Origin of the sequence: Priestia sp. YIM B13552 (genome assembly GCF_042787775.1) — a bacterium.
In the GTDB taxonomy this organism is placed as follows: Bacteria; Bacillota; Bacilli; order Bacillales; family Bacillaceae_H; genus Priestia; species Priestia megaterium_E.
This window is the reverse complement of record NZ_JBHZOU010000004.1, coordinates 13,805-36,752: the sequence shown is the minus strand read 5'-3', so window position 1 is coordinate 36,752 and position 22,948 is coordinate 13,805. Positions and strand designations below refer to the sequence as shown.

Below are 22,948 nucleotides of genomic sequence, written 5' to 3'. Positions count from 1 at the left end.
ACTCCAAATACTTATTTATTTCCTTTTTTAATAATCTGCCCTTCAAAGGCATTTACAAAATAACTCGTATCTCCATTTACAACAATGTGCCAAGTTGGTGCTAAAACTTGAGAATTTAATAATGGCAGATCAAACGTATAGTATCCAAACTCTACGTCTGTCACTTTATCTTTCTTTTTCAATTCATCCTTCAAAAACAAATTTTCTAATGCTTTTAAAGGAGACAAAACATCCTGCTCATCATCCAACGTTTTCACAGAACCTAGCATCGTTTGTTCATATGAAACAATTTCACCTTTATCATTTAAATGAGCAATAATCATGCCATTTTCATTGTCATAGATTTTGTGCTTATTATATCGTTGAAAGAATGTAACTGTTTTTTTCTCTTTATTAACGTTCCATAGCTCATAATCTTCACCCGAGAGCACATATCTTTTTAGAAATTGACTTAGCTTTGCTTTTGTATTTTTTTCAGGCACTGAAAAAGGTTTGTCTAATACGCTTCGAATTGTTTTTTCCTCAAGCAGCGCTGCTTTTTGTTCTTTAAGCTTTTTTAAATCTTCATCTTTAAACAGTTTGCTTTTAGCATTTAACGACGAAGCTTCCTTCACATCTACAGGTAAATGTTTATATTCAATGCCTTCACTCGTTAATTGTTCTTCAACGCTCGACTCTACAAATAGAGAGTACTGATCTTCTTGATGGGTTTTAAAAATCTGATAGCCTAAGTAAATATTAAGAATCAAGAAAGTGAAAATAAAGATGGTTTTTGTTCTATTCCAATCCATCGTTATCGCCTCCTTCGGTCGGCGGTGCAATTCGATACCACTTGCTATTATAATAATAGAACCAAGAAGGAACGAGTTTGACAGAATTAGAATTAAACTCAACCGTCTTTTCACCGGTTTTTGGCTGCTGTGACACTTCTTCTAGCTGATAGCCTATTGAAATATCTTTTAACAGATTCGGGTCAAAGTTTTGGTGTTTTTCAATTAATTGAATCACCTTTTGAGATGACTGCAGCTTTTCTACACTCGAATCCTGTACTCTCACAAAACGATAAAGAGGACGACGGTAATTTAAAATCTCCGCATTTCCCCATCTCTGATATATTTCAGTCATTCCCTGATTGCTGTACACTGGATAGTTATCTTTATAATAACGGTAGCTAATTTCTTTTGTAATACGATTCCAGCTGTTGAACCTGTAATTAGATTCCGTCCAGCCGCCGTGGTCATTAACGAAGCTAAAGCTGCGATTTATTAAATTATAATCTTCCATTACTTCGGTCGTGGAATTTACAAGATTCACATATTCCATCACATCTGTCTTCGTATTAACATTAATCACCTTTGTACCTTCGGTGTAGACATCTCGGTTTGTAGACGTTTCTTTCCGTGCATAGTCTGGGTTGTTAAAAAGCGCTTCTTTATATTTTTCAATATCTAAATGCCTCATGCTCGTATAGTAGACTTCACTATTCATCGTGATATTATTTTCCGGAAGGAAAATATACCGATTTTTGTTTTCTTTATATACAAAGCTCGGGGCATACGTACGTTTCATTTTATCTTCTAATTCTTTGATATCATCTTTGGCCAAATTCTTGACTGTAACCGAATAAATCTTTTTTTGCTCATAATTCACAAGATACACGCTCACGAAAAAGGAAGGTGTACGCTTAATTTTAATGAGTACACGGTCAAATGTTTGATTAGGCAAAGACGTTTGAGAAAATGAAAAAAGCTGTTGAAACGTTTTCAAAGGTAGCGCGTCTGGATACAGCACTTCAATAGAATTACTTCCATGGACATAATTTAAAAATCCATCAGGAGAAATAGCATCCGACACGTCCGTCACATTCGAAAATTTCCACTTTTTCATTTCATTTACCCATTTGTTTACATCATCTTCGTCGTGAGACATGTAGTGATTATCGTTTCGATGATAGAGAACTTCTGTTGGAAGAATATGATCTTCTATTTTACTTTTTGAACTCACTTCAACTTCCTGCAAATGTTGATTTTTTGAAATGACCTTATAAGAAGGCTGATACGTCCATATATGATACGTCATAATTAAACTGGAAGCGACGAGAACAACTAAGATGGCCGTTTTGATATGTTCATATCTCATTCCCATTCGTCATCATTCTCACTTTCAATCGGAAGAGTAAAGTAAATCGTTGTTCCTTTTCCTTCCTGACTATCTGCCCAAATACGTCCATCATGTGCTTCAATAATTTCCTTGGCAATAGCAAGCCCTAATCCTGTTCCGCCTAATTTACGCGTTCGTGCTTTATCTACACGATAGAAGCGTTCGAAAATTTTAGCTAAATTTGATTTTGGAATTCCCATACCTTGGTCTTTAATGCTCACAACAATTTCATGCGTATGCTGAGCAATTGAAAACGTAATGGTTCCGCCTTCAGGTGAATATTTTATTGCATTGGAAATAATGTTATCTAATACTTGTGTAATTTTATCTTGATCGATAGCGACATAGATTGCTTCATTTGGCAAGTCGCGCACGAACGAAATACCTTGTTCAATTGTCATTTCAAAGCGATCAATGATGTAATGATAGAACTTCACAAAATTGATTGGGTCACGACTAAATCGGTAGTCTTGACTATCTAGCTTAGATAATTGAAGCAAGTCGTTAACGAGACGAATCATTCGTTCTGTTTCCGTTTGCGTTACATTTAAAAATGTTGGAGCTAAGTCCTTATCTTGCCATGCTCCTTCTGCAAGCGCATCTAAATAACTGCGCATCGTTGTTAACGGCGTACGCAATTCATGTGAAACATTCGCTACGAATTCTCGGCGATCTTGATCAATTTTCTCCTGCTCTGTAATATCATGCAAGACAATGATAATTCCGTTAATAAAACCGGTCTCTTTTTGAATAGCGGAAATGGTAGCTCTTAAAATAAAAGGATCCGATTTTGTACTAAAGTCTAAAATTAATGACTCTTGATTAGCGAGCAAGCTTTCAAACGTATGCGTTTCTTCAAGATCTAATAGGGAAACAACTGGGTCAGACAAAACCGTTTCACGTGAAACATTTAGCATAGCTGCAGCTGGATCATTAATTAAAATTACTCTTCCTTTTCGATCCGTCGCAATAACGCCGTCCGTCATATGAGCTAATACCGAGCTAAGCTTACGGCGCTCCCCTTCTGTAGTTGCCTGTGCTTCTTGAAGCTTTCTTGTTAAGTTGTTGAACGTGAGAGCTAGCTGACCAATCTCATCATACCCGTATACCTTAGCTTTTCTCGTAAAATTCCCTTTGGCCATCTCAAGTGCTTGTTTTCTCATTTCAGACATTGGACGAGTAATCGTCTGAGCTAAAAACACGCCTAAAATAGCTGTAATAAAAAGAGCAATCACTGTACCTGCCTTAAAGATCTGATTGATATTACTCATTTGATCGTAAACAGGCTCCATGGAAGCTGTTAAGTAAATAGCACCTAAGATTTCTTCGCTAGACTGAACTTTTCCATTTTTATTAGTTGAATTTGATTGACTGGCACCTACTTTATCCTGTAAACGAATAGGCTGTATCATAACTCTAATTCGCTGTCCGCTTTGATCAACAAATACATTATCAGAGTTCGTTCCTGCTAACAACGCATTTGTAATCGCTAAATCATTAGTCTTTTTACCTATGATCTGTTGAGGATTTGAGTTCGATGTAGCAATGATTCTTCTATTTTGGTCAATGACTCTTACTTCAGAGATGTCATTCATATCATTTGAAGCTAAATTGGGTCTTGAAGCAAAATCTCGTAAAATAGTCTTTAAGTCTTCCTCAAGAGTGGGTGAATCATCATCACGATTTTTCACCATTTCTTGTCCAATGTTATACGTCAGCAAGTCTGTCCGCTCTTGAAGAGACGTTCGAAAGTTGTTAACTAATTCTTTTTCTAATTGTCGTGCAAAATAGACCCCAATAATTTGCATCGCAATTAAAATAAGCAGCACATAAATCAATACAAACTTTAAATGAATAGATTGCAGGAGCCTTACTTTCTTCATCTAAAATTACTCCTGCTCTGGGCTGCGTAAATAATAGCCTACTCCACGTCTTGTTACAATCCACATTGGATGGCTTGGATTATCTTCAATTTTTTCACGTAATCTTCGAACTGTTACATCTACCGTACGCACATCACCAAAATAGTCATAACCCCATACAGTTTGAAGCAAGTGTTCACGCGTCATGACTTGTCCAATGTGCTTCGCTAAATAATGCAGCAGCTCAAATTCACGGTGAGTCAGTTCAATCGTTTCTCCGCGCTTAGACACGATATAAGCATCTGGGTGAATAACAAGTGCTCCAATCGTAATTTCATTCGTTTCGCTTTCTTCCGTTGGAACAGCTACCTGTTGATGTCTACGTAAATTAGCTTTTACACGTGCTAATAATTCACGCGTACTAAATGGCTTAGTTACATAATCATCTGCACCTAATTCTAGACCTAAAACTTTGTCAATTTCAGAGTCTTTTGCTGTTAACATGATAATTGGCATATCATATTTTTTGCGCACTTCTCGGCAAACTTCCATTCCATCTTTCTGAGGAAGCATAATATCTAATAAAATCATTTCAGGCTGTACTTCTTCCACTTTTTCAAGTGCTTCTACGCCATCATAAGCACAAAATACTTCGTAACCTTCTTTTTGCAAATTAAACTTTAAAATATCTGCAATCGGCTTTTCGTCATCTACGACTAAAATACGTTTATCCATGATCATCGTTCTCCTTTATTAGTTGAAGCAAAATATAAAAGATAGTATTCATACTGTTTGAATACCGTAGTTTTATTATACTTGATAACCCTTGAAACGTCACAAGTTCATCCTCTACTATACATGAAGATATATGATTTTCAACCATCTCTAAATACAAAAGTAATATATTACCACAAAAGAGATACAAAGCAAATAACGTTTTCTTTTAAATGTAAATAAAAGAAAAAAGCATGACTTTAAATAAAGTCATGCTTTTTGATGGCTCGGGACGGAATCGAACCGCCGACACAAGGATTTTCAGTCCTTTGCTCTACCAACTGAGCTACCGAGCCAAAATGGCGGTCCCGACGGGAATCGAACCCGCGATCTCCTGCGTGACAGGCAGGCATGTTAACCGCTACACCACGGGACCTCAGTCTATATGCTATGTATTAAAAATATTAAAAATGACCCGTACGGGATTCGAACCCGTGTTACCGCCGTGAAAGGGCGGTGTCTTAACCGCTTGACCAACGGGCCACGTTGTAACAAAAGTGAGCCATGAAGGACTCGAACCTTCGACCCTCTGATTAAAAGTCAGATGCTCTACCAACTGAGCTAATGGCTCATGTTATATCTCTTAGCGACGCTTATTATAATAACATGATATTTAATATGAATGCAATAGTTTTTTTAAAACTTTCTTTTTATTATTGAGCTTTTTTTAAAAATCTTGTTAACAAAGCACCAATTATAAATAAAAAAGGTTAGCTCACGAGGAGCTAACCTTTTTTATTTAGCTATATACACCACGTAATACATTTGTTTGTGTACGATCTGGACCTACAGAGAAAATAGATAAAGGAATACCTGTTAATTGAGACACGCGCTCTAAGTAGTGGCGAGCGTTATCAGGTAACTCATCTAATGTTTTCACACCCGTAATATCTTCTGTCCAACCTGGAAGCTCTTCGTATACAGGTTCACATTCTGCAAGTGTTTTTAAGCTAGCAGGGAATTCTTCCATAACTTCCCCTTTATAACGGTAAGCTACACAAATCTTTAATGTCTCAATTCCCGTTAATACATCAATTGAGTTTAAAGATAAATCTGTGATTCCGCTAACGCGACGAGCATGACGTACAACTACACTGTCGAACCAACCTACACGGCGAGGACGACCAGTTGTTGTACCATACTCACGTCCTACTTCACGGATTTGATCACCGATTTCGTTTGTTAATTCAGTTGGGAAAGGACCGTCACCAACACGAGTTGTATACGCTTTTGATACACCTACAACGTGTTTGATTTTAGATGGACCTACACCAGAGCCAATTGTTACTCCACCCGCTACTGGGTTTGAAGATGTAACAAATGGATATGTTCCTTGGTCGATATCTAACATAACACCTTGTGCGCCTTCAAATAGTACACGACGTCCTTCGTCTAACGCATCATTTAATACTACTGATGTATCAACAACGTATTTTGCAACTTGTTGACCATAATCATAGTACTCATCTAAAATTTCTTCTAATGTAAAGCCTTCTACTTCATACATTTTTTCAAGAAGGCGGTTCTTTTCAGCTAAGTTTTGTGTTAATTTTGCTTCAAATACTTCACGGTCTAGTAAATCGGCAATTCGAATACCAACACGTGCTGCTTTATCCATATAAGCTGGTCCAATACCTTTCTTCGTTGTACCAATCTTATTTTCACCTTTACGTTCTTCTTCAACTTCATCTAATTTTAAATGATATGGAAGAATCACATGAGCTCGGTTACTAATACGTAAGTTTTCTGTTGTTACACCGCGATCATGTAAGTATTTTAATTCTTGAACAAGCGCTTTTGGATCGACAACCATACCGTTTCCAATTACACACGTTTTGTCATTATAAAAAATACCTGAAGGAATTAAATGTAACTTATAAGTTTCACCATTAAACTTAATTGTGTGACCTGCATTGTTCCCACCTTGGTAACGTGCAATCACTTCTGCATTTTCTGATAGGAAGTCTGTAATCTTCCCTTTTCCTTCATCTCCCCATTGTGTTCCTACTACAACGACTGAAGACATATCTTAAGCACCTCCGCTTAGTAAGCAACAGCTCACTACGACATAATTTAACCATGGATAAGTGTATCAATTTATCACGCTAAAGTCAATTAAATCCGAACGATTTAACAAAAGTTATTACAAATATATCGTATTTTGCGGAACGAATACGATAACAATAAAATAAAACCTCTCATATTGAGAGGTTTTATGCACCAGGCGGCACTCCTGCGTCATCGAAGCGCCGCTCGAGATTAACGAATTTATTGTACTCTTTTACGAAGGCAAGCTGTACAGTTCCAACTGGACCGTTACGCTGCTTGGCTATAATAATCTCGATAATATTTTGATTTTCTGTATCTTTTTCATAATAGTCTTCACGATATAAGAAAGCTACGATATCGGCATCCTGCTCAATACTTCCGGATTCACGGATATCAGACATCATCGGTCGCTTATCTTGTCTCTGCTCTACTCCACGGGAAAGCTGTGATAAGGCGATAACAGGAACTTCTAATTCACGAGCTAAAGATTTTAACGCACGCGAAATTTCAGATACTTCCTGCTGTCGGTTTTCTCCGCTTCGTCCATTACCTTGAATAAGCTGTAAGTAGTCAATTAAAATCATCCCAAGTCCGCCTTCTTGTTTCAAGCGACGACACTTAGAACGAATTTCACCTACTCGAATACCAGGTGTATCATCAATATAAATGCCTGCATTGGACAAAGATCCCATTGCCATCGTAAGCTTTCCCCAGTCATCAGCTGTAAGCGAGCCTGTACGCAGCCTTTGTGCATCAATATTTCCTTCGGCACACAGCATCCTCATAACAAGCTGCTGAGCACCCATCTCTAAACTGAAGATTGCTACGTTCTCATCCGTTTTCGTTGCAACGTTTTGCGCAATATTTAAGGCAAAAGCCGTTTTACCTACCGATGGACGGGCCGCTACAATGATTAAATCATTTCGCTGGAACCCTGCTGTCATTCTATCTAAATCACTAAACCCGGTTGGGATACCTGTAATGTCACCTTTTCGATTGTGAAGAACTTCGATATCATCGTACGTTTGTACAAGTACATCTTTGATATTTTGAAACACACCGCTGTTTTTACGCTGTGCTACTTCTAAAATGTTTTTTTCCGCTTCATTTAATAAAACTTCCACTTCGTCTTCCCTTGCATATCCTTCTGAAGCAATATGCGTTGCAGTACGAATTAGACGGCGTAAAATCGACTTTTCTTCTACAATTTTACCGTAATACTCTACGTTTGCAGCCGTTGGAACAGAGTTAGCTAAATCACTTAAATACGATACGCCGCCAACTTCTTCTAAGATTTTTTGATCAGCTAATTCAGACGTTACCGTTACCAAATCAACCGGTTCACCTTGGTCAGAAAGTTTCAGCATACATGTAAAGATTTTCTGGTGCGATGCCCGGTAAAAATCTTCAGGTATCAGCAGTTCAGATGCTAAGGTTAAAGAAGAAGGCTCTAAGAAAATGGCCCCTAATAGCGCTTGCTCTGCTTCAATATTCTGAGGCGGAAGACGATCAGCAAAAAGATCACTCATATTTCTATGCCCCTCTTATATTCTTTCGTATTTTCTTTCATCATAAATGTTGGCGCGAACAAATACAAGTCCGCGCCAACCCTTTATATTATTTACCTATTTTTCAATCGTACGTTTATTTTTGTTCAGTCACGTGTACCTTTACAGTAGCCGTTACTTCTGGATGTAATTTAACCGGTACATTTGTGTAGCCTAATGCGCGAATGGCATCATTTAATTCAATTTTACGCTTATCTACTTTAATTTTGTGTTTTTTCTTTAATTCTTCAGCAATTTGTTTGCTTGTGATAGAACCGAATAAACGGCCGCCTTCACCAGATTTTGCTTTTAATTCAACTGTTAGTTCTTCAAGAGTTGCTTTTAACTCTTTGTTTGCTTGAAGTTCTGCAGCTGCATCTTTTTGCTCTCTATTTTTTTGTGCTTCTAATACCTTCACATTACCGCCTGTAGCTTCAACAGCATAACCATTTTTTAATAAGAAGTTATGTGCGTAGCCATCTGAAACATTTTTCACTTCACCTTTTTTGCCTTTTCCTTTTACATCTTTTAAGAAAATTACTTTCATGATTTTTTACCTCCATCTAAGTACTCATCAATTGCTTGTTTAAGCCGTTCTTCAGCTTCATCCAAACTAATGTCTTGGAGCTGAGTAGCAGCATTCGTTAAGTGGCCTCCGCCTTGGAGACTTTCCATAATAACTTGTACATTGATATCTCCAAGCGATCTAGCACTAATGCCAATTAGATTATCCCGCCGCTTAGAAATAACAAACGAAGCAACCACTCCGCTGATTGAAAGCAGCGTATCTGCAGCTTGCGCAATTAACACTTGATCATACATTTTGTTTGGTTCAGCTCGTGAAATAGCAATACCTGCTGTATAAATCTCTGCATGTTCAATAAAGCGTGCTCGCTGTACATATTGCGTGATATCTTCTTTTAAAAACTTTTGAACAAGAACCGTATCTGCGCCTTGAGAACGTAAAAAGGACGCTGCATCAAACGTACGAGATCCCGTGCGTAATGTAAAGCTTTTTGTATCGACAATAATACCAGCTAAAAGTGCCGTTGCTTCTAGCATATCAATTTTAAATCGTTTTGGCTGGTATTCAAGAAGCTCAGTAACGAGCTCTGCTGTCGAGGAAGCATATGGCTCCATATAGACAAGAAGAGGATCTTCAATAAAGTCTTCTCCACGTCTATGGTGATCAATGACCACGACATTTTCAATACGATGTAATAATCTTTCTTCAATAACCATCGATGGCTTGTGCGTATCTACTACTACTAAAAGAGTATCATCACTTACAAGATTTAAGGCTTCTTCAGGCGTAATAAATCGCTCCCACAGGCCTTCTTTCTTTTTAATCTCTTCTAGCATTCGCTGAACACCTGTATCGATATGATCAGGATCTAATACGATAAAACCGTCTTTCTGATTTACTTGGGCTACTTTTAATATCCCAATAGCAGCTCCTACAGCATCCATATCCGGATACTTATGACCCATGATAATCACTTTTCCACTCTCTGTAATGAGCTCTTTTAACGCGTGAGAAATAACTCTTGCACGCACGCGCGTCCGTTTTTCCATTGGGTTTGTCTTGCCCCCAAAGAATTTCACTTTTCCATTCGGCTGTTTAATCGCTACTTGATCTCCGCCTCGACCTAAGGCCAAATCTAAGCTAGATTGAGCTAAGGCACCCAGCTCAGGTAAATCAGCAGCACCAGCACCGATACCAATGCTCAATGTAAGCGGTATATTTTGTTTAGACGTCTCTTCTCGAACTTGGTCTAAGATAGAAAATTTGCTTCGCTCTAAATGAATTAAGATTTGTTCATTCATAATCGCAATAAATTTCTCGGAAGACGTACGTTTAATAAAAATACCGTATTCTTGAGCCCAACTATTTAACATAGAGGTTACTTGGCTATTCAAGTTACTTTTAACTTGATCATCCATTCCTTGCGTTAGTTCATCATAATTATCTAAAAAGATAATACCTAAACTTGTTCGTTCTTCTTCATACAATTTTTCGATTTCTATTTGCTCTGTAATATCAAAGAAGTACAGTAAGCGCTCGTCTCGTTTAATCACCACTTTAAATTTCCGATCATGCAACGTGACAACTTCTGTTTCCACTTCTTGTTTGATCAGTGGAATAATACTTTCGGCTACATCGTATAATGATCTTCCCACTAGTGTGTCTTCACCGAGACAAGATGCTAGAAAAGGATTGGTCCATTCAATTTGATATTCATCATTAAACAGCATAATCCCAATCGGCATTTCCATTAATGCCTCTTCGCCTACTTTTTTCAGCCGATGAGACAGCATTGAAATATAGGTTTCAAACTCATCGGACAGCATTCGCTCCATTCTCATGTATAGAAAAAGACAGGCTAATAGTAATATAAAGCCTATCATTCCTATGATCCAATTATGATAGGTCACGATACCTACTAAAATCAGAGCTATACTATACAATGAGTAAAATGGATAGCGAATAACGTTCTTTTTTGTAAAGACAGGCATCCATTTCAGCTCCTACTTTTTTAAGTTCCACAATATCTACTTTTTTGTGTCTAATTGTTTTCTTAAATTAAATCCTAAATCAATTATACCTAAGATGCGCACAATTTGAAGGATAATTGGAATAATTAATGCTAAAATTGTTACAACAATTGGAATTGCTTTCGCATACCCTTTTTGATGTGAAAAATAGAAAATAAAAGAAATCCCTTGTAACACTACTAGCATTTGCAGTCCCATCACGATATTGATAATGGCTACGTACATAAATGTACCTTGTTCAATATTAAAAGATGGGAAGGATAAGATTAATGCAATCAAATAATACCATAGAATACTTTTAGGAAGTTTGAATTCACGAAAAGGCGGGAATGCTTCCACCTCATAACCTGTTCTTTTAAGAATAGGCGTAGCAATAAGCTGAGAGAAAAAGGCCAGAATAACTCCACCTATAACAATTAATAGAGGCAATAGATTTTTAAACATATCAAATGCATCTCTCATTTGGTCAATTTGAGATTCCTTAACGTCTTGTCCTAAACTTTTCATCATTTCAATACTTTGATTAATTGATTGATCTAAAGCATTATTTATTTGCTCCATTAAATTAACATTAAAAATGACATTTGCTCCTACAAACAATAAAAGTAAACCTAAACTAAATGCAACCGTTCCGCCTAGTAAAATGGTATACCTTTTTTGTTTTTGTCGGTAAAGCATTCCTATTGCTAATCCACCAATACCAAATACAAATGTAAAAGGAAGAGTCAACACATTTCCAAATAACAAAGTCAATAACAACCCTACTACTAAAAATAATATTGCCTTTTTCCACCCATGACGAACGGTATACACAATAAATGGAACAGCAAGCGCTAGTTGAAAAATGGTTCCCACAACAGGTATGTATAGTGAAAAAAGCAACAGCGCCACAAAAAGCGCTAAAAGAGCTGCTCCTTCTGTAATATATCGAATTCCTTTCACAACTTCACCTCGTTGATATAGACTATTATTTATTTTATCGATTCAATTCATAAGAAGCAACTATTTGACAAAAGAGCACTTATGTAATGTAAAAAGAGGCAGTAAGGGAATCCTTACTGCCTCTTTTTATACCGTTCATTATTCACCAGAAACATATGGTAATAATGCCATTTGACGAGCGCGTTTGATAGCGATCGTTAATTTACGTTGGTATTTAGCGCTTGTTCCAGTTACACGACGAGGTAAAATTTTACCACGCTCTGAAACGAATTTTTTAAGCATATCTACATCTTTGTAATCGATGTGAGTGATGCCGTTTGCTGTGAAGAAACAAACTTTACGACGTCTGTTGCGTCCACCTTTACGTCCACCTGCCATTTTGATACGCCTCCTTCCGCTTAAAAGTTTCTATAAAATTTTATACTCCGGATAATCTACTGCGAATTAAAACGGTAAATCGTCATCTGAAATGTCAATTGTCTCGCCATTATTTGCAAATGGATCATCATCAACGCGAGTATAACCTTGATTACCTGAGTTACGGTTCTGATTATCTCCAAATGGAGAGCCTTGTCCAGATCCTCCAGTGTTAGCAAAGTTACTGCGTTGCGTATCCCCACCGCCACTTTTCGGCTCTAAAAATTGCACACTTTCCGCTACAACTTCCGTTACGTATACGCGACGACCGTCTTGTCCTTCGTAACTGCGAGATTGTAGTCGACCATCAACACCAGCTAAACTTCCTTTTTTAAGGAAATTGGCTGCATTTTCAGCCTGACGACGCCATACAACACAGTTGATGAAGTCAGCTTCACGTTCACCTTGCTGATTTGTAAATGTGCGGTTTACCGCTAAAGTGAATGTTGCAACCGCTGCTCCACTCGGGGTATAACGTAATTCAGGATCTTTGGTTAAGCGTCCTACGAGAATTACGCGATTCATCATCAGAACCACTCCTTAAGGAAATAAAACCCAATTTATTTAAACGTTTAATTATGCTTCTTGTTTAACAACGATATGACGGATAATGTCTTCGTTGATTTTCGCAAGACGATCAAATTCAGAAACTGCTTCTGAAGTAGCCGCCACGTCAAGAATCATGTAGTAACCGTCACGGAAATCATTGATTTCGTATGCTAAACGACGTTTACCCCATTCTTTAACATTTGCGATTTCAGCACCATTATCAGTTAATACGCCGTTAAAGCGCTCAACTAATGCTTTCTTTGCTTCGTCATCAATGCTTGGACGGATGATGTACATTACTTCATACTTTCTCATCACTGTCACCTCCTTTTGGTCTAACGGCCCGAAACGGGCAAGGAGCAATAAAATATTACTCACGAATTAAAATTATAGCACACTACCATAGGCAAAGCAATACGCATTGCGGGCTGTTTCGTAAATATATGCTAATATTTTCGCCAACAACAAAAGCCGAAAGAAGATATCTTCTTTCGGCTTTTAATCTTATACGTTAAAGCGGAAATGCATAACGTCTCCGTCTTTTACGATGTATTCTTTTCCTTCTAAACGTACTTTTCCAGCTTCACGAGCTGCTCCCATTGTTTTGGCAGCCAATAAATCCTCGTATGACACCGTTTCTGCACGAATAAATCCGCGTTCAAAATCTGTATGAATAATACCTGCACACTCAGGAGCTTTCATACCTTGTGTAAACGTCCACGCGCGTACTTCTTGCTCACCCGCTGTAAAGTACGTAGCTAATCCAAGCAAATCGTACGCTGCACGTACAAGCTGATCTAGACCTGACTGTTCAATGCCTAGTTCTTCAAGGAACATTGCTTTTTCTTCTCCTTCAAGTTCAGCAATTTCAGATTCAATGCGTGCGCAAACAACAATTACTTCTGCACCTTCACTTGCCGCATACTCGCGCACTTTTGCTACATATTCGTTAGCAGATGCATCGGCTACTTCATCTTCAGAAACGTTTGCTACATAAAGAATAGGTTTGATCGTTAGCAAATGAAATTGTTTTACTAATTTCATTTGTTCTTCTGTAAACGATACAGCACGAGCTGGCTGATCACTTTCAAATGCATTCTTTAGTTTCTCTAGAATTTCGTATTCGTACATTGCTTCTTTGTCTTTTTGTTTAGCCATTTTTTGAACACGGCCAATACGTTTCTCTACCGTTTCTAAATCTGCTAAAATCAACTCTAAATTAATTGTTTCAATATCTGAGATAGGATCTACTTTTCCTGAAACGTGCGTGATGTTTTCATCTTCAAAACAACGTACAACGTGACAAATCGCATCTACTTCTCGAATATGAGATAAGAATTTATTTCCCAATCCTTCACCTTTACTAGCACCTTTTACGATTCCAGCGATATCTGTGAATTCAAATGCTGTTGGAATTGTTTTTTTAGGTTTTACAAGCTCTGTAAGTTTTTGAAGACGATGATCAGGTACTTCTACAATACCTACGTTAGGATCAATCGTACAGAAAGGGTAGTTCGCAGATTCTGCGCCCGCTTGTGTAATTGCATTAAATAATGTTGATTTTCCAACGTTAGGAAGACCAACAATTCCAGCTGTTAAAGCCATATATTTATTCACTCCTCTTTATATATCCGAAACAAGTTAACCTGTCACAATTATAGTGAGTCAACTTTTGAAATACAAGTTTGATAAAGAACCTTTAACCGCATGGGGTTAAGGTGCTTCATTTTGTCCCACCTTACAGTATAAGGCATAAACATAGAAAATGCATGAGGTTATTCCTCATGCTTTACAAGAATTTTTTTCATTTTACGTGCAAAATCACGTCTTGGAATCATTACGCTATGGCCGCAGCCTTCACATTTGATACGGATATCCATTCCCATTCGAATGATTTTCCATTCATTTGTACCGCAAGGATGAGGTTTTTTCATTTCCACAACGTCATTTAAACCAAATTCTTTTTCCGTCATCAGCTCTCTCCTCCTTATGTCCCTTTCAACGTCGACGAATGCTGTGCTTCTTCTGTACGATTATACATAACCATACGAGGAAATGGAACTTCAATACCATGTTCATTTAGCCTTGTACGCACTTCTTTACGAATCATACGAGAAATATGGAAATGTCTCATTGGTTTTACTTCACTTGTAATCCTCATTGTGACTTCAGTTGCATGGATATTTTGAACCCCCAGCAATTCAGGCGTTTTAACCATATCTTCATAGCGACTTGGCAATTCTTCTAACAGGTCTAAAATCACTTGTTCTGCTTTTTGTATGTTTTCTTCATAAGAAATGCTTACATCAACGAAAGCTACGCTGTTATGTAACGAAAAATTAGTGACCTCCACAATACTGCCATTAGGCAAAATATTAATTTCGCCTGTCCAACTCTTAATCTTTGTAGTTCTCAAACCAATTTCCTCTACAGTTCCCTCAAATGTTCCTACTCGAACATAATCCCCAACGGAGAACTGATCTTCAAAGATAATAAAAAACCCCGTGATGATGTCTTTCACTAAGTTTTGAGCACCAAACCCTACCGCGAGCCCTACGATTCCAGCCCCCGCTAGCAATCCACGGACATCTACCGATAACGTTTCTAAAATCATAACTCCCGCAACGAAATAAATGGCATAAGAAAAAATATTTTGAAGCAAACGGACCATCGTAGCTTCTCGTCGCTCAGAAATACGCAGAGGGCTATTTGTGCGAACCTCTACGAATTTATTTAACGCTTTCTTTCCAATTCGAATTAAAAACATGGAAATGAGTAGAATCAATAGAATTTTTATAAATCCCTCTCCAATATGTGCCCACGTTTCTTCTTGAAAAAATGGCTCAAACACGTTCTTAAAAACTGACTTCAACGAATTCATACTACATGTAGCTCCTAACGTAACATAATCTGCATACGAGAAAGTTTTAACCTATTGTAGCAAGTTTCTACGAACTTTTGTAGCGATTTCGAAATGGATACAACAAAACGGCTGTTACTAGAAATAAATTGACGATTCCATACATTGGATACAAAATAGCAATTAAAGTAGAAAACCCTACCTTTGTAAAGGGAATCATTAAAAGTAGCCAGCAGGCTGCCAGTTTCCAAAGAGATTGCACCTTTTCAGTATGAAAACGAGCGGTCAATCCTAAAATTCCCGAAACGGCTGTCGTATAAATTGCGATAAGCAAAACAATGCTCATTAAAAACGTCATCATATAAGGAAAATCTTTAAGAATAGCGAATAATGGAATTTCATAAGAGGAAAGAAGCCCTGAAACTTGAATAAGTGATTCATTATAAATAAAAGAGAGGCCTCCTAATAAAAAACCACTGCCAACACTTGCAATATAAATCTCTTTTTTGCTTTTAATTTCCTTTCCAATTGTAGATAATACCGCGACAAGAGGAAGAATATTTAAAGCCGTAAAGGTAAAAGCAGCAGGCCAATTATGCTGAAGATGCCAATTAGTTACTCCAGGATGACGTAAAACAAATGTAAGAAGTACACCAGCTAGTCCAATCATTAAGATTGGCATAACGAAAGAATTGATAGAAAGCAGTCCACTTAATCCTCTTGAAAAAACAAAGACGATAAACACACTAAGACCACCAATTCCCCACCAGTAAGGAACATGCCACATTTCCAATGTCGCCCCGCCGCCCGCGATCATAATCACCGTCGTCGTAAACAAATAAAAAACGATTAAAACGTCGTAGGCTGCAGCCCATCTCTTTCCTATTAATTCAATTAGTACTGGGTAAAATTGATTGGTTCGATAGCGATAGCTGATTTGCATAATCACATTGCAAGAAATCGCAAAAATAATAGAAAATAGAAAAATAGCAAGTCCGCTTTCTTCACCAAAGAACTGCCATAGTTCTCTTCCAGAAGCATATCCAGCACCTATCATCGTTCCCATAATTAAGAATATCCATTTACACCCGGCTCTCCACATCGATTTTCCCCCAATCCACGAAATATATGTATAGAATCTTCAAAATCTTCGTATACTGTTACTATTATGTATAAGGAGTGGACCCTATGAATTTAAAATCTCCCTTCTTTGAGAAGACACAACATTCAACCCGCGTATTTCATGATGAGGAATCTGCTACAAAGAAGCTGAGTACACAGTTACTATCTTTACTTCCAGCACAGAAAGACAGACCAATTGTTTTTGTATGTATTGGAACGGACCGTTCAACTGGGGACTCATTGGGTCCATTAGTCGGAACAAAACTGAATGAAAAAAAGGTTTCATCTTTTCATATTTTTGGAACGTTAGAAGAGCCTGTTCATGCGGTTAATTTGAAAGAAACGTTAAAACATATTCAAAAGCTTTTTCCAAATCCTTTTATTATTGGAATTGATGCTTGCTTAGGCCGTATGAAAAGTGTAGGCTCTGCATCACTTGGCGTTGGGCCCGTCAAGCCTGGAGCAGGTGTTAATAAAGAATTGCCGCCAGTCGGAGATATTCATATAACAGGGGTTGTCAACGTGAGCGGATTTATGGAATTTTTCGTCTTGCAAAATACGAGGCTTCACCTCGTTATGTGCATTGCCGATTTAATTGCGAAAAGTATTGAGACTGCGCACAATGAACGAGAGAAAGAGTTTAATAATTCTTCGGTTTACCAAACGGTAAGACAATATAAACAATAAAAAAGGTTGTCCTAAAACTAGGACAACCTTTTTTATACAGAAGATTTATTAGTCTGAGAAAGATCGTTAAATAATTCAAGAAGACGGTTTAAATCTTCTTTAGAGAAAAATTCGATTTCAATTTTTCCTTTTTTCTTACTTTGTGTAATGTGAACGGAGGTACCAAAACGTTCACGAAGCTGTGTTTCACTTTGTTTTATAAATAAATCTTTATCTTTTTTAGTTTTTGATGTTTCACGTGGAACGGCTTTATTTAAGTGGGCAATATAAGCCTCTAACTGTCTGACATTTAATTGTTCCTTGCGTATTTTTTCAACGACTTTAGGTAGAAGCGCTTTATTTTTCAAACCGACTAGCGTACGCCCATGGCCCATAGACAATTCATTAGTAGAAATGAGGGTTTGAATTTCCTCAGGCAGTTGCAAGAGGCGAACATAGTTAGCAATATGAGGTCGGCTTTTTCCCAGTCGTGTAGCAAGTTGCTCCTGTGTCATATCGAGCTTATCCATAAGCAATTGATAAGCAGTTGCTTCTTCAATTGGCGTCAAATCTTCACGCTGTAAATTCTCTAACAAAGCTAGTTCCATCATTTGCTTTTCTGAAAAGTCTTTTATAATGACAGGAACAGTAGCAAGGTCGGCTTCTTTAGCAGCTCTAAATCGTCTTTCACCCGCTAAGATTTCATAGCCTTTAATGCTTTTGCGAGCTACAATAGGCTGTAAGATGCCATGATGTAAAATGGACTGCTTTAACTCATTAATTGCTTCTTTATTAAACGTTTTACGTGGTTGATAGGGGTTGGGTCTGAGTTCGTGAATAGCAACTTCCTGAATTGAATCATCAGCCTGTGCATCTAAGCCTGAAAATAAGGCATTAATTCCTTTCCCTAATCCTTTCGCCATTATAAATCACTTCCTTTGCAAGTTCCGTATAAACTGCGGCCCCTCTAGATCTTGCATCATATAAGATAATTGGTTCACCATGACTAGGTGCTTCGCTCAAACGAACATTTCGAGGAATAATCGTTTGATAAACGCGATCCTGAAAGTACTTCTTCACTTCTGCTGTTACCTGCAGTCCTAAATTTGTGCGTGCGTCAAGCATAGTCAGCAATACACCTTCGATACGCAGTTGATTATTCAAATGTTTTTGGACTAATCTAACGGTATTTAGCAATTGACTTAATCCTTCAAGCGCATAATATTCACACTGTACAGGTATTAAAACAGAATCAGCCGCCGTTAACGCATTTAATGTCAGTAAACCAAGAGAAGGGGGACAATCAATAATAACATAATCAAAGTGATCTTTCACCGTTTCTAAAGCTCTCTTAAGTCGAACTTCACGTGAAATAGTCGACACTAATTCAATTTCTGCACCAGCTAATTGAATGGTCGCGGGAATGATTGATAAATTTTCGACGGCTGTTGAACGAACAACGTTCTTAGCTTCCATATCTTCCACGATTACATTATAAATACATTCATCTACATCTGCTTTATCTATGCCAACTCCACTCGTAGCGTTACCCTGGGGGTCTCCGTCTACAAGTAGAACCTTTTTTCCTTGTTCAGCTAAACAAGCTCCTAAATTAACAGCGGTTGTTGTTTTTCCAACTCCGCCTTTTTGATTCGCAACTGCCACAATTTTCCCCATGTTGTCACCTACTTTCATTTCCATCCCATTTGTCCAGACAGTTTAATTGTTCATTGAATTTTCTGACGAAAAACTTTGATAAAAAAGCCTCATCAAAAAAAGATGAGGGCTATTTCTTTATTTTTTCGGAATCTTAATAGTAAACTGAAAATATTCATCAAACTCTTCTTCTTCTGTGTTTAATGAAATACCGCTGTCACTAACCATTGTCAAGGATTGACGAATTGTATTCATTGCGATACGCGTATCTTTACTAAACGCTTTTCTTTTTGCTTTTGGCTTTTTAACCTGCGTTTCTAACAATTTCACTACTCGATCTTCCGTTTGTTTTACATTTAATTGTTTTTCAATAATCTCAGCTAATACTTGAAGTTGTTTTTCTTGATTTTTGAGGGGAATGAGCGCTCTTGCATGTCGCTCTGTAATCAATTTTTGTTTGATTGCTTCTTGTATTTCAACAGGAAGCTTTAACAAACGAAGCTTGTTTGCAATTGTGGATTGGCCTTTTCCTAAACGTTGAGCTAATGCCTCTTGGGTAAGATTATGTAACTCAATTAACTTTGCGTAGGCTAGTGCTTCTTCGACAGCCGTTAGCTCTTCACGTTGTAAGTTTTCTATTAAAGCCACAGAGGCCGTTTCTGTATCGTTAAAATGTTTCACAATTGCAGGAACCGTATCCCATCCTAAGCTTTGTACAGCTCTCCACCGGCGTTCTCCAGCAATTAATTCGTATTCTTCGCCCTCAGTCGGTCGAACCACAATAGGTTGAATAATACCGTGTGTATGAATAGTAAGAGCTAGCTCTTCAATTTTTGCTTCATTAAACACAGTACGCGGCTGATAACGATTCGGAATAATACTTGAAACCCTAATTTGTTTTACTTCATCTCTTAAAACTTTTTCGACATTTTCATCTTGGACAGTTTCAATCTCTACATGAATATCCTCATCTTTTTCTTTTAAATTAAAGAAACGTGAAAAAGCAGATTTCATAGTCCCACACCACCTTCAGGAAAATCCCGCCTTAAACTAATTCGATGTTTTTTAATCATATCCTGCTTTCTAAACAGAAAATATAGAGAAGAAAATGTTTCATATGAAACATTCTCTTCTCTATCTATTTAATGCCTACTCTAGTGGAAGCTTAACTGGGGTACCAGGTTTTCTAGGATATTTTTTAGGCGTTTTCTTTATTTTGTCTATTAAAATAATGTAACGTTCACTTTGCTCCAAAGGCAATTGGAAATGTTCAATCGAATTCACTTTCCCACCTAATACTTGGAAAGATTTTTCTCCATTTTTTAATTCTTCAGGGGCAGAAGCACCTTTCATTGCTAAAAAGCGGCCTTGTTCTTTAACAAGCGGCAAGCAAAATTCATTAAGAACCGAAATACGTGCCACGGCTCTTGCCGTTACAAGATCGAATGACTCGCGAATACTTTCTTTTTTACCAAATGTTTCAGCTCGATCATGACATAGTGTGACATTGTCTAGTTCAAGCTCATTTACAAGATGCGTTAAAAACGTAATGCGCTTTTGTAACGAATCAACGATTGTTACATGCAAATGCGGGAAGCAAATTTTGATCGGAATACTTGGAAATCCTGCTCCTGCACCTACATCACACATGGATTCAATTTCTGTAAAGTCTTGAAAAAAAGCAGCTGAAATAGAATCGTAAAAATGCTTTTCATACACTTCACCGTGATCAGTAATAGCAGTTAAATTCATTTTTTCGTTCCATTCCACTAAAACTTGATAATACTTTTCAAATTGATTCAGCTGTTTAGAAGAAAGAGAAATTCCCTTTTCTTCTAATAGCTGTTGAAACTGTTGAATATTCATTGAGTTTCCCTTTCTTCGCGCCTAAGAGTTTTAATCATTTGATACTTTAGCGATGCGCCCTTGTTCAATATAAACAAGCAAGATTGAAATATCAGCTGGGTTGACTCCAGAAATACGTGAAGCTTGCGCTACCGTTAGTGGACGCACTTGGTTTAATTTTTGACGTGCTTCTGTAGCTAAACCGTTAATTGCATCATAATCGATATAATCAGGAATCTTTTTGTTTTCTAACTTCTTCAAGCGTTCAACTTGCTGAAGTGATTTCTGAATATACCCTTCGTATTTCACCTGAATTTCTACTTGTTCAGCTACTTCAGGATCTACCGTCTCGTCAGCTGGTGCTAATTGATGAATATGAGTATATGTCATTTCAGGGCGGCGAAGTAAATCTGTCGCACGAATGCCATCTTTTAATTCACTTCCGCCAGCTTCTTTAATCAGTTGTTGAACAGCTTCATTCGGTTTAATAATAAAGGAGAAAAGACGTTTTTTCTCTTGCTCGATTTCCGCTTTCTTTTGTTCAAATTTAGCATAGCGCTCATCGCTGATTAATCCTAGTTCACGACCAATTTCAGTAAGGCGTAAATCAGCGTTATCGTGACGAAGCAATAAACGATATTCTGCACGAGACGTTAGTAGACGATACGGTTCATTTGTTCCTTTTGTTACTAAATCATCCACCAATACACCGATATAAGCATCAGAACGTCCTAAGATGACTTCTTCTTGTTCCAGCGCTCTTCTTCCCGCGTTAATTCCAGCAAGAAGACCTTGGCCTGCAGCTTCTTCATAACCAGATGTTCCGTTAATTTGTCCAGCCGTATAAAGATTTTTAATTTTTTTCGTTTCAAGCGTTGGCCATAACTGAGTCGGAACAATTGCATCATATTCAATAGCATAGCCCGCACGCATCATTTGGACTTTTTCAAGACCAGGAATTGTCGCAAGCATTTGACGCTGTACATGCTCAGGAAGACTCGTTGATAGTCCTTGAACATATACTTCTTGCGTATTTCGTCCTTCTGGCTCTAAGAAAATTTGGTGACGCGGTTTATCATTAAATCGCACAACCTTATCTTCAATAGATGGACAGTAGCGTGGTCCAGTACCTTTGATCATCCCAGAATACATAGGAGATAAGTGGAGGTTGTCATCAATAATTTGATGAGTTTGTTCACTTGTATATGTTAACCAGCAAGGCAGTTGATCTGTAATGTACTGTGTTGTTTCGTATGAGAAAGCACGGGGCACATCATCCCCAGGCTGAATCTCCGTTTTGCTGTAATCAATAGTTGAGCTATTAACACGAGGTGGAGTTCCTGTTTTAAAACGGACCATATCCAGTCCTAACTCCTCTAAGTGTTCAGAAAGCTTAATAGCTGGTTGTTGATTATTAGGACCGCTTGAATATTTTAGTTCACCTAAAATAATTTCCCCGCGTAAGAATGTCCCTGTCGTAATAACAACTGTTTTAGCTTTATACACAGCTCCCGTTTGAGTGACAACGCCCGTACATACACCGTCTTCTACGATTAACTGTTCTACCATGCCTTGCATAAGCGTTAGATTTTCTTCATTTTCTAATGTTTTTTTCATTTCATGCTGATAAGCAAATTTATCTGCTTGAGCTCTAAGTGCTCGAACGGCTGGACCTTTTCCTGTGTTTAACATTCTCATTTGAATATGAGTTTTATCGATATTTCTACCCATTTCTCCGCCAAGAGCATCAATTTCACGTACTACAATACCTTTTGCAGGACCGCCTACAGAAGGGTTGCAGGGCATAAACGCCACCATGTCTAAGTTAATGGTCAAGGTTAACGTTTTAGCACCCATACGCGCAGAAGCAAGTGCCGCTTCACAACCTGCATGACCTGCTCCAATGACAATAACATCATATTGTCCACCTTCATATTGCATAA

The 22,948-nt window shown here is 37.7% G+C and carries 22 protein-coding genes and 4 tRNA genes; 1 reads left to right on the top strand and 25 read right to left on the bottom strand.

Annotated features, from left to right (window positions below):
- Window positions 1–11 precede the first annotated feature (11 nt).
- The 20 genes from ACFX40_RS17275 to ACFX40_RS17180 form a co-directional block, all read right to left on the bottom strand.
- A complete protein-coding gene (locus ACFX40_RS17275) occupies window positions 12–791 on the bottom strand; it encodes a two-component system regulatory protein YycI (RefSeq protein ID WP_098333880.1) in 780 nt (259 codons plus the stop codon).
- Window positions 778–2,145, bottom strand: coding sequence for a YycH family regulatory protein (locus ACFX40_RS17270; protein WP_028409756.1), 1,368 nt, complete (start codon window positions 2,143–2,145; stop codon window positions 778–780). The genes ACFX40_RS17275 and ACFX40_RS17270 overlap by 14 nt, the downstream gene beginning before the upstream one ends.
- Window positions 2,136–4,043: a cell wall metabolism sensor histidine kinase WalK gene (gene walK / locus ACFX40_RS17265; protein ID WP_013059906.1), complete on the bottom strand. Its 1,908-nt coding sequence runs from the start codon at window positions 4,041–4,043 to the stop codon at window positions 2,136–2,138. Before walK ends, ACFX40_RS17270 begins: the two co-directional genes overlap by 10 nt.
- 6 nt (window positions 4,044–4,049) lie before the next feature.
- A complete protein-coding gene (gene yycF / locus ACFX40_RS17260) occupies window positions 4,050–4,757 on the bottom strand; it encodes a response regulator YycF (RefSeq protein WP_013085552.1) in 708 nt (235 codons plus the stop codon).
- Window positions 4,758–5,019: 262 nt separating this feature from the next.
- Window positions 5,020–5,092, bottom strand: a tRNA-Phe gene (locus ACFX40_RS17255).
- A 4-nt stretch (window positions 5,093–5,096) separates the two neighbouring features.
- Window positions 5,097–5,172: transfer RNA gene (locus ACFX40_RS17250), tRNA-Asp, on the bottom strand.
- Window positions 5,173–5,207: 35 nt separating this feature from the next.
- Window positions 5,208–5,279, bottom strand: a tRNA-Glu gene (locus tag ACFX40_RS17245).
- 15 nt (window positions 5,280–5,294) lie between these two features.
- Window positions 5,295–5,367, bottom strand: a tRNA-Lys gene (locus ACFX40_RS17240).
- 168 nt (window positions 5,368–5,535) lie between these two features.
- A complete protein-coding gene (locus tag ACFX40_RS17235; RefSeq protein ID WP_028409757.1) occupies window positions 5,536–6,822 on the bottom strand; it encodes an adenylosuccinate synthase in 1,287 nt (428 codons plus the stop codon).
- Between the two features lie 187 nt (window positions 6,823–7,009).
- Window positions 7,010–8,374, bottom strand: a complete 1,365-nt coding sequence (gene dnaB, locus ACFX40_RS17230) for a replicative DNA helicase (protein ID WP_028409758.1) — start codon at window positions 8,372–8,374, stop codon at window positions 7,010–7,012.
- A gap of 115 nt (window positions 8,375–8,489) precedes the next feature.
- Complete coding sequence (gene rplI, locus ACFX40_RS17225) at window positions 8,490–8,939, bottom strand: 50S ribosomal protein L9 (protein WP_016765987.1); 450 nt, start codon at window positions 8,937–8,939, stop codon at window positions 8,490–8,492.
- Complete coding sequence (locus ACFX40_RS17220) at window positions 8,936–10,909, bottom strand: DHH family phosphoesterase (RefSeq protein WP_028409759.1); 1,974 nt, start codon at window positions 10,907–10,909, stop codon at window positions 8,936–8,938. The genes rplI and ACFX40_RS17220 overlap by 4 nt, the downstream gene beginning before the upstream one ends.
- A 36-nt stretch (window positions 10,910–10,945) precedes the next feature.
- Window positions 10,946–11,890 (bottom strand): YybS family protein, encoded by a 945-nt coding sequence (locus ACFX40_RS17215; RefSeq protein ID WP_028409760.1) that lies wholly within the window; start codon window positions 11,888–11,890, stop codon window positions 10,946–10,948.
- Window positions 11,891–12,028: 138 nt separating this feature from the next.
- Window positions 12,029–12,268, bottom strand: coding sequence for a 30S ribosomal protein S18 (gene rpsR, locus ACFX40_RS17210; RefSeq protein ID WP_013059913.1), 240 nt, complete (start codon window positions 12,266–12,268; stop codon window positions 12,029–12,031).
- Window positions 12,269–12,334: 66 nt separating this feature from the next.
- Window positions 12,335–12,835, bottom strand: coding sequence for a single-stranded DNA-binding protein (gene ssb / locus ACFX40_RS17205; protein WP_013059914.1), 501 nt, complete (start codon window positions 12,833–12,835; stop codon window positions 12,335–12,337).
- A gap of 48 nt (window positions 12,836–12,883) precedes the next feature.
- Entirely contained in the window at window positions 12,884–13,171 is a 288-nt protein-coding gene (gene rpsF, locus ACFX40_RS17200; protein ID WP_013059915.1) for a 30S ribosomal protein S6, read from the bottom strand.
- A 189-nt stretch (window positions 13,172–13,360) separates the two neighbouring features.
- Complete coding sequence (ychF, locus tag ACFX40_RS17195) at window positions 13,361–14,461, bottom strand: redox-regulated ATPase YchF (protein WP_013059916.1); 1,101 nt, start codon at window positions 14,459–14,461, stop codon at window positions 13,361–13,363.
- A 170-nt stretch (window positions 14,462–14,631) separates the two neighbouring features.
- Window positions 14,632–14,829 carry a DUF951 domain-containing protein gene (locus ACFX40_RS17190; protein ID WP_013059917.1) on the bottom strand — a complete coding sequence of 66 codons (198 nt, stop codon included), beginning with the start codon at window positions 14,827–14,829 and terminating at the stop codon, window positions 14,632–14,634.
- Window positions 14,830–14,843: 14 nt separating this feature from the next.
- Window positions 14,844–15,737, bottom strand: a complete 894-nt coding sequence (locus ACFX40_RS17185; protein ID WP_028409761.1) for a mechanosensitive ion channel family protein — start codon at window positions 15,735–15,737, stop codon at window positions 14,844–14,846.
- Between the two features lie 67 nt (window positions 15,738–15,804).
- Window positions 15,805–16,818 carry a YkvI family membrane protein gene (locus ACFX40_RS17180; RefSeq protein ID WP_028409762.1) on the bottom strand — a complete coding sequence of 338 codons (1,014 nt, stop codon included), beginning with the start codon at window positions 16,816–16,818 and terminating at the stop codon, window positions 15,805–15,807.
- A gap of 86 nt (window positions 16,819–16,904) precedes the next feature.
- Here ACFX40_RS17180 and yyaC point away from each other — a divergent pair, with 86 nt between their 5' ends.
- A complete protein-coding gene (gene yyaC, locus ACFX40_RS17175; protein WP_028409763.1) occupies window positions 16,905–17,525 on the top strand; it encodes a spore protease YyaC in 621 nt (206 codons plus the stop codon).
- Between the two features lie 32 nt (window positions 17,526–17,557).
- On the opposite strand, the gene ACFX40_RS17170 is transcribed toward yyaC, so the two are convergent.
- The 5 genes from ACFX40_RS17170 to mnmG form a co-directional block, all read right to left on the bottom strand.
- Window positions 17,558–18,427 carry a ParB/RepB/Spo0J family partition protein gene (locus ACFX40_RS17170; protein WP_013059921.1) on the bottom strand — a complete coding sequence of 290 codons (870 nt, stop codon included), beginning with the start codon at window positions 18,425–18,427 and terminating at the stop codon, window positions 17,558–17,560.
- Window positions 18,399–19,181, bottom strand: coding sequence for a ParA family protein (locus tag ACFX40_RS17165; protein ID WP_028409764.1), 783 nt, complete (start codon window positions 19,179–19,181; stop codon window positions 18,399–18,401). The genes ACFX40_RS17170 and ACFX40_RS17165 overlap by 29 nt, the downstream gene beginning before the upstream one ends.
- Window positions 19,182–19,298: 117 nt before the next feature.
- On the bottom strand, window positions 19,299–20,174 hold the full coding sequence (gene noc / locus ACFX40_RS17160) for a nucleoid occlusion protein (RefSeq protein ID WP_013059923.1): 876 nt from the start codon (window positions 20,172–20,174) through the stop codon (window positions 19,299–19,301).
- Between the two features lie 135 nt (window positions 20,175–20,309).
- Window positions 20,310–21,026, bottom strand: coding sequence for a 16S rRNA (guanine(527)-N(7))-methyltransferase RsmG (gene rsmG / locus ACFX40_RS17155; protein WP_028409765.1), 717 nt, complete (start codon window positions 21,024–21,026; stop codon window positions 20,310–20,312).
- A gap of 30 nt (window positions 21,027–21,056) precedes the next feature.
- Window positions 21,057–22,946, bottom strand: coding sequence for a tRNA uridine-5-carboxymethylaminomethyl(34) synthesis enzyme MnmG (mnmG, locus tag ACFX40_RS17150; RefSeq protein ID WP_013059925.1), 1,890 nt, complete (start codon window positions 22,944–22,946; stop codon window positions 21,057–21,059).
- Window positions 22,947–22,948 lie beyond the last annotated feature (2 nt).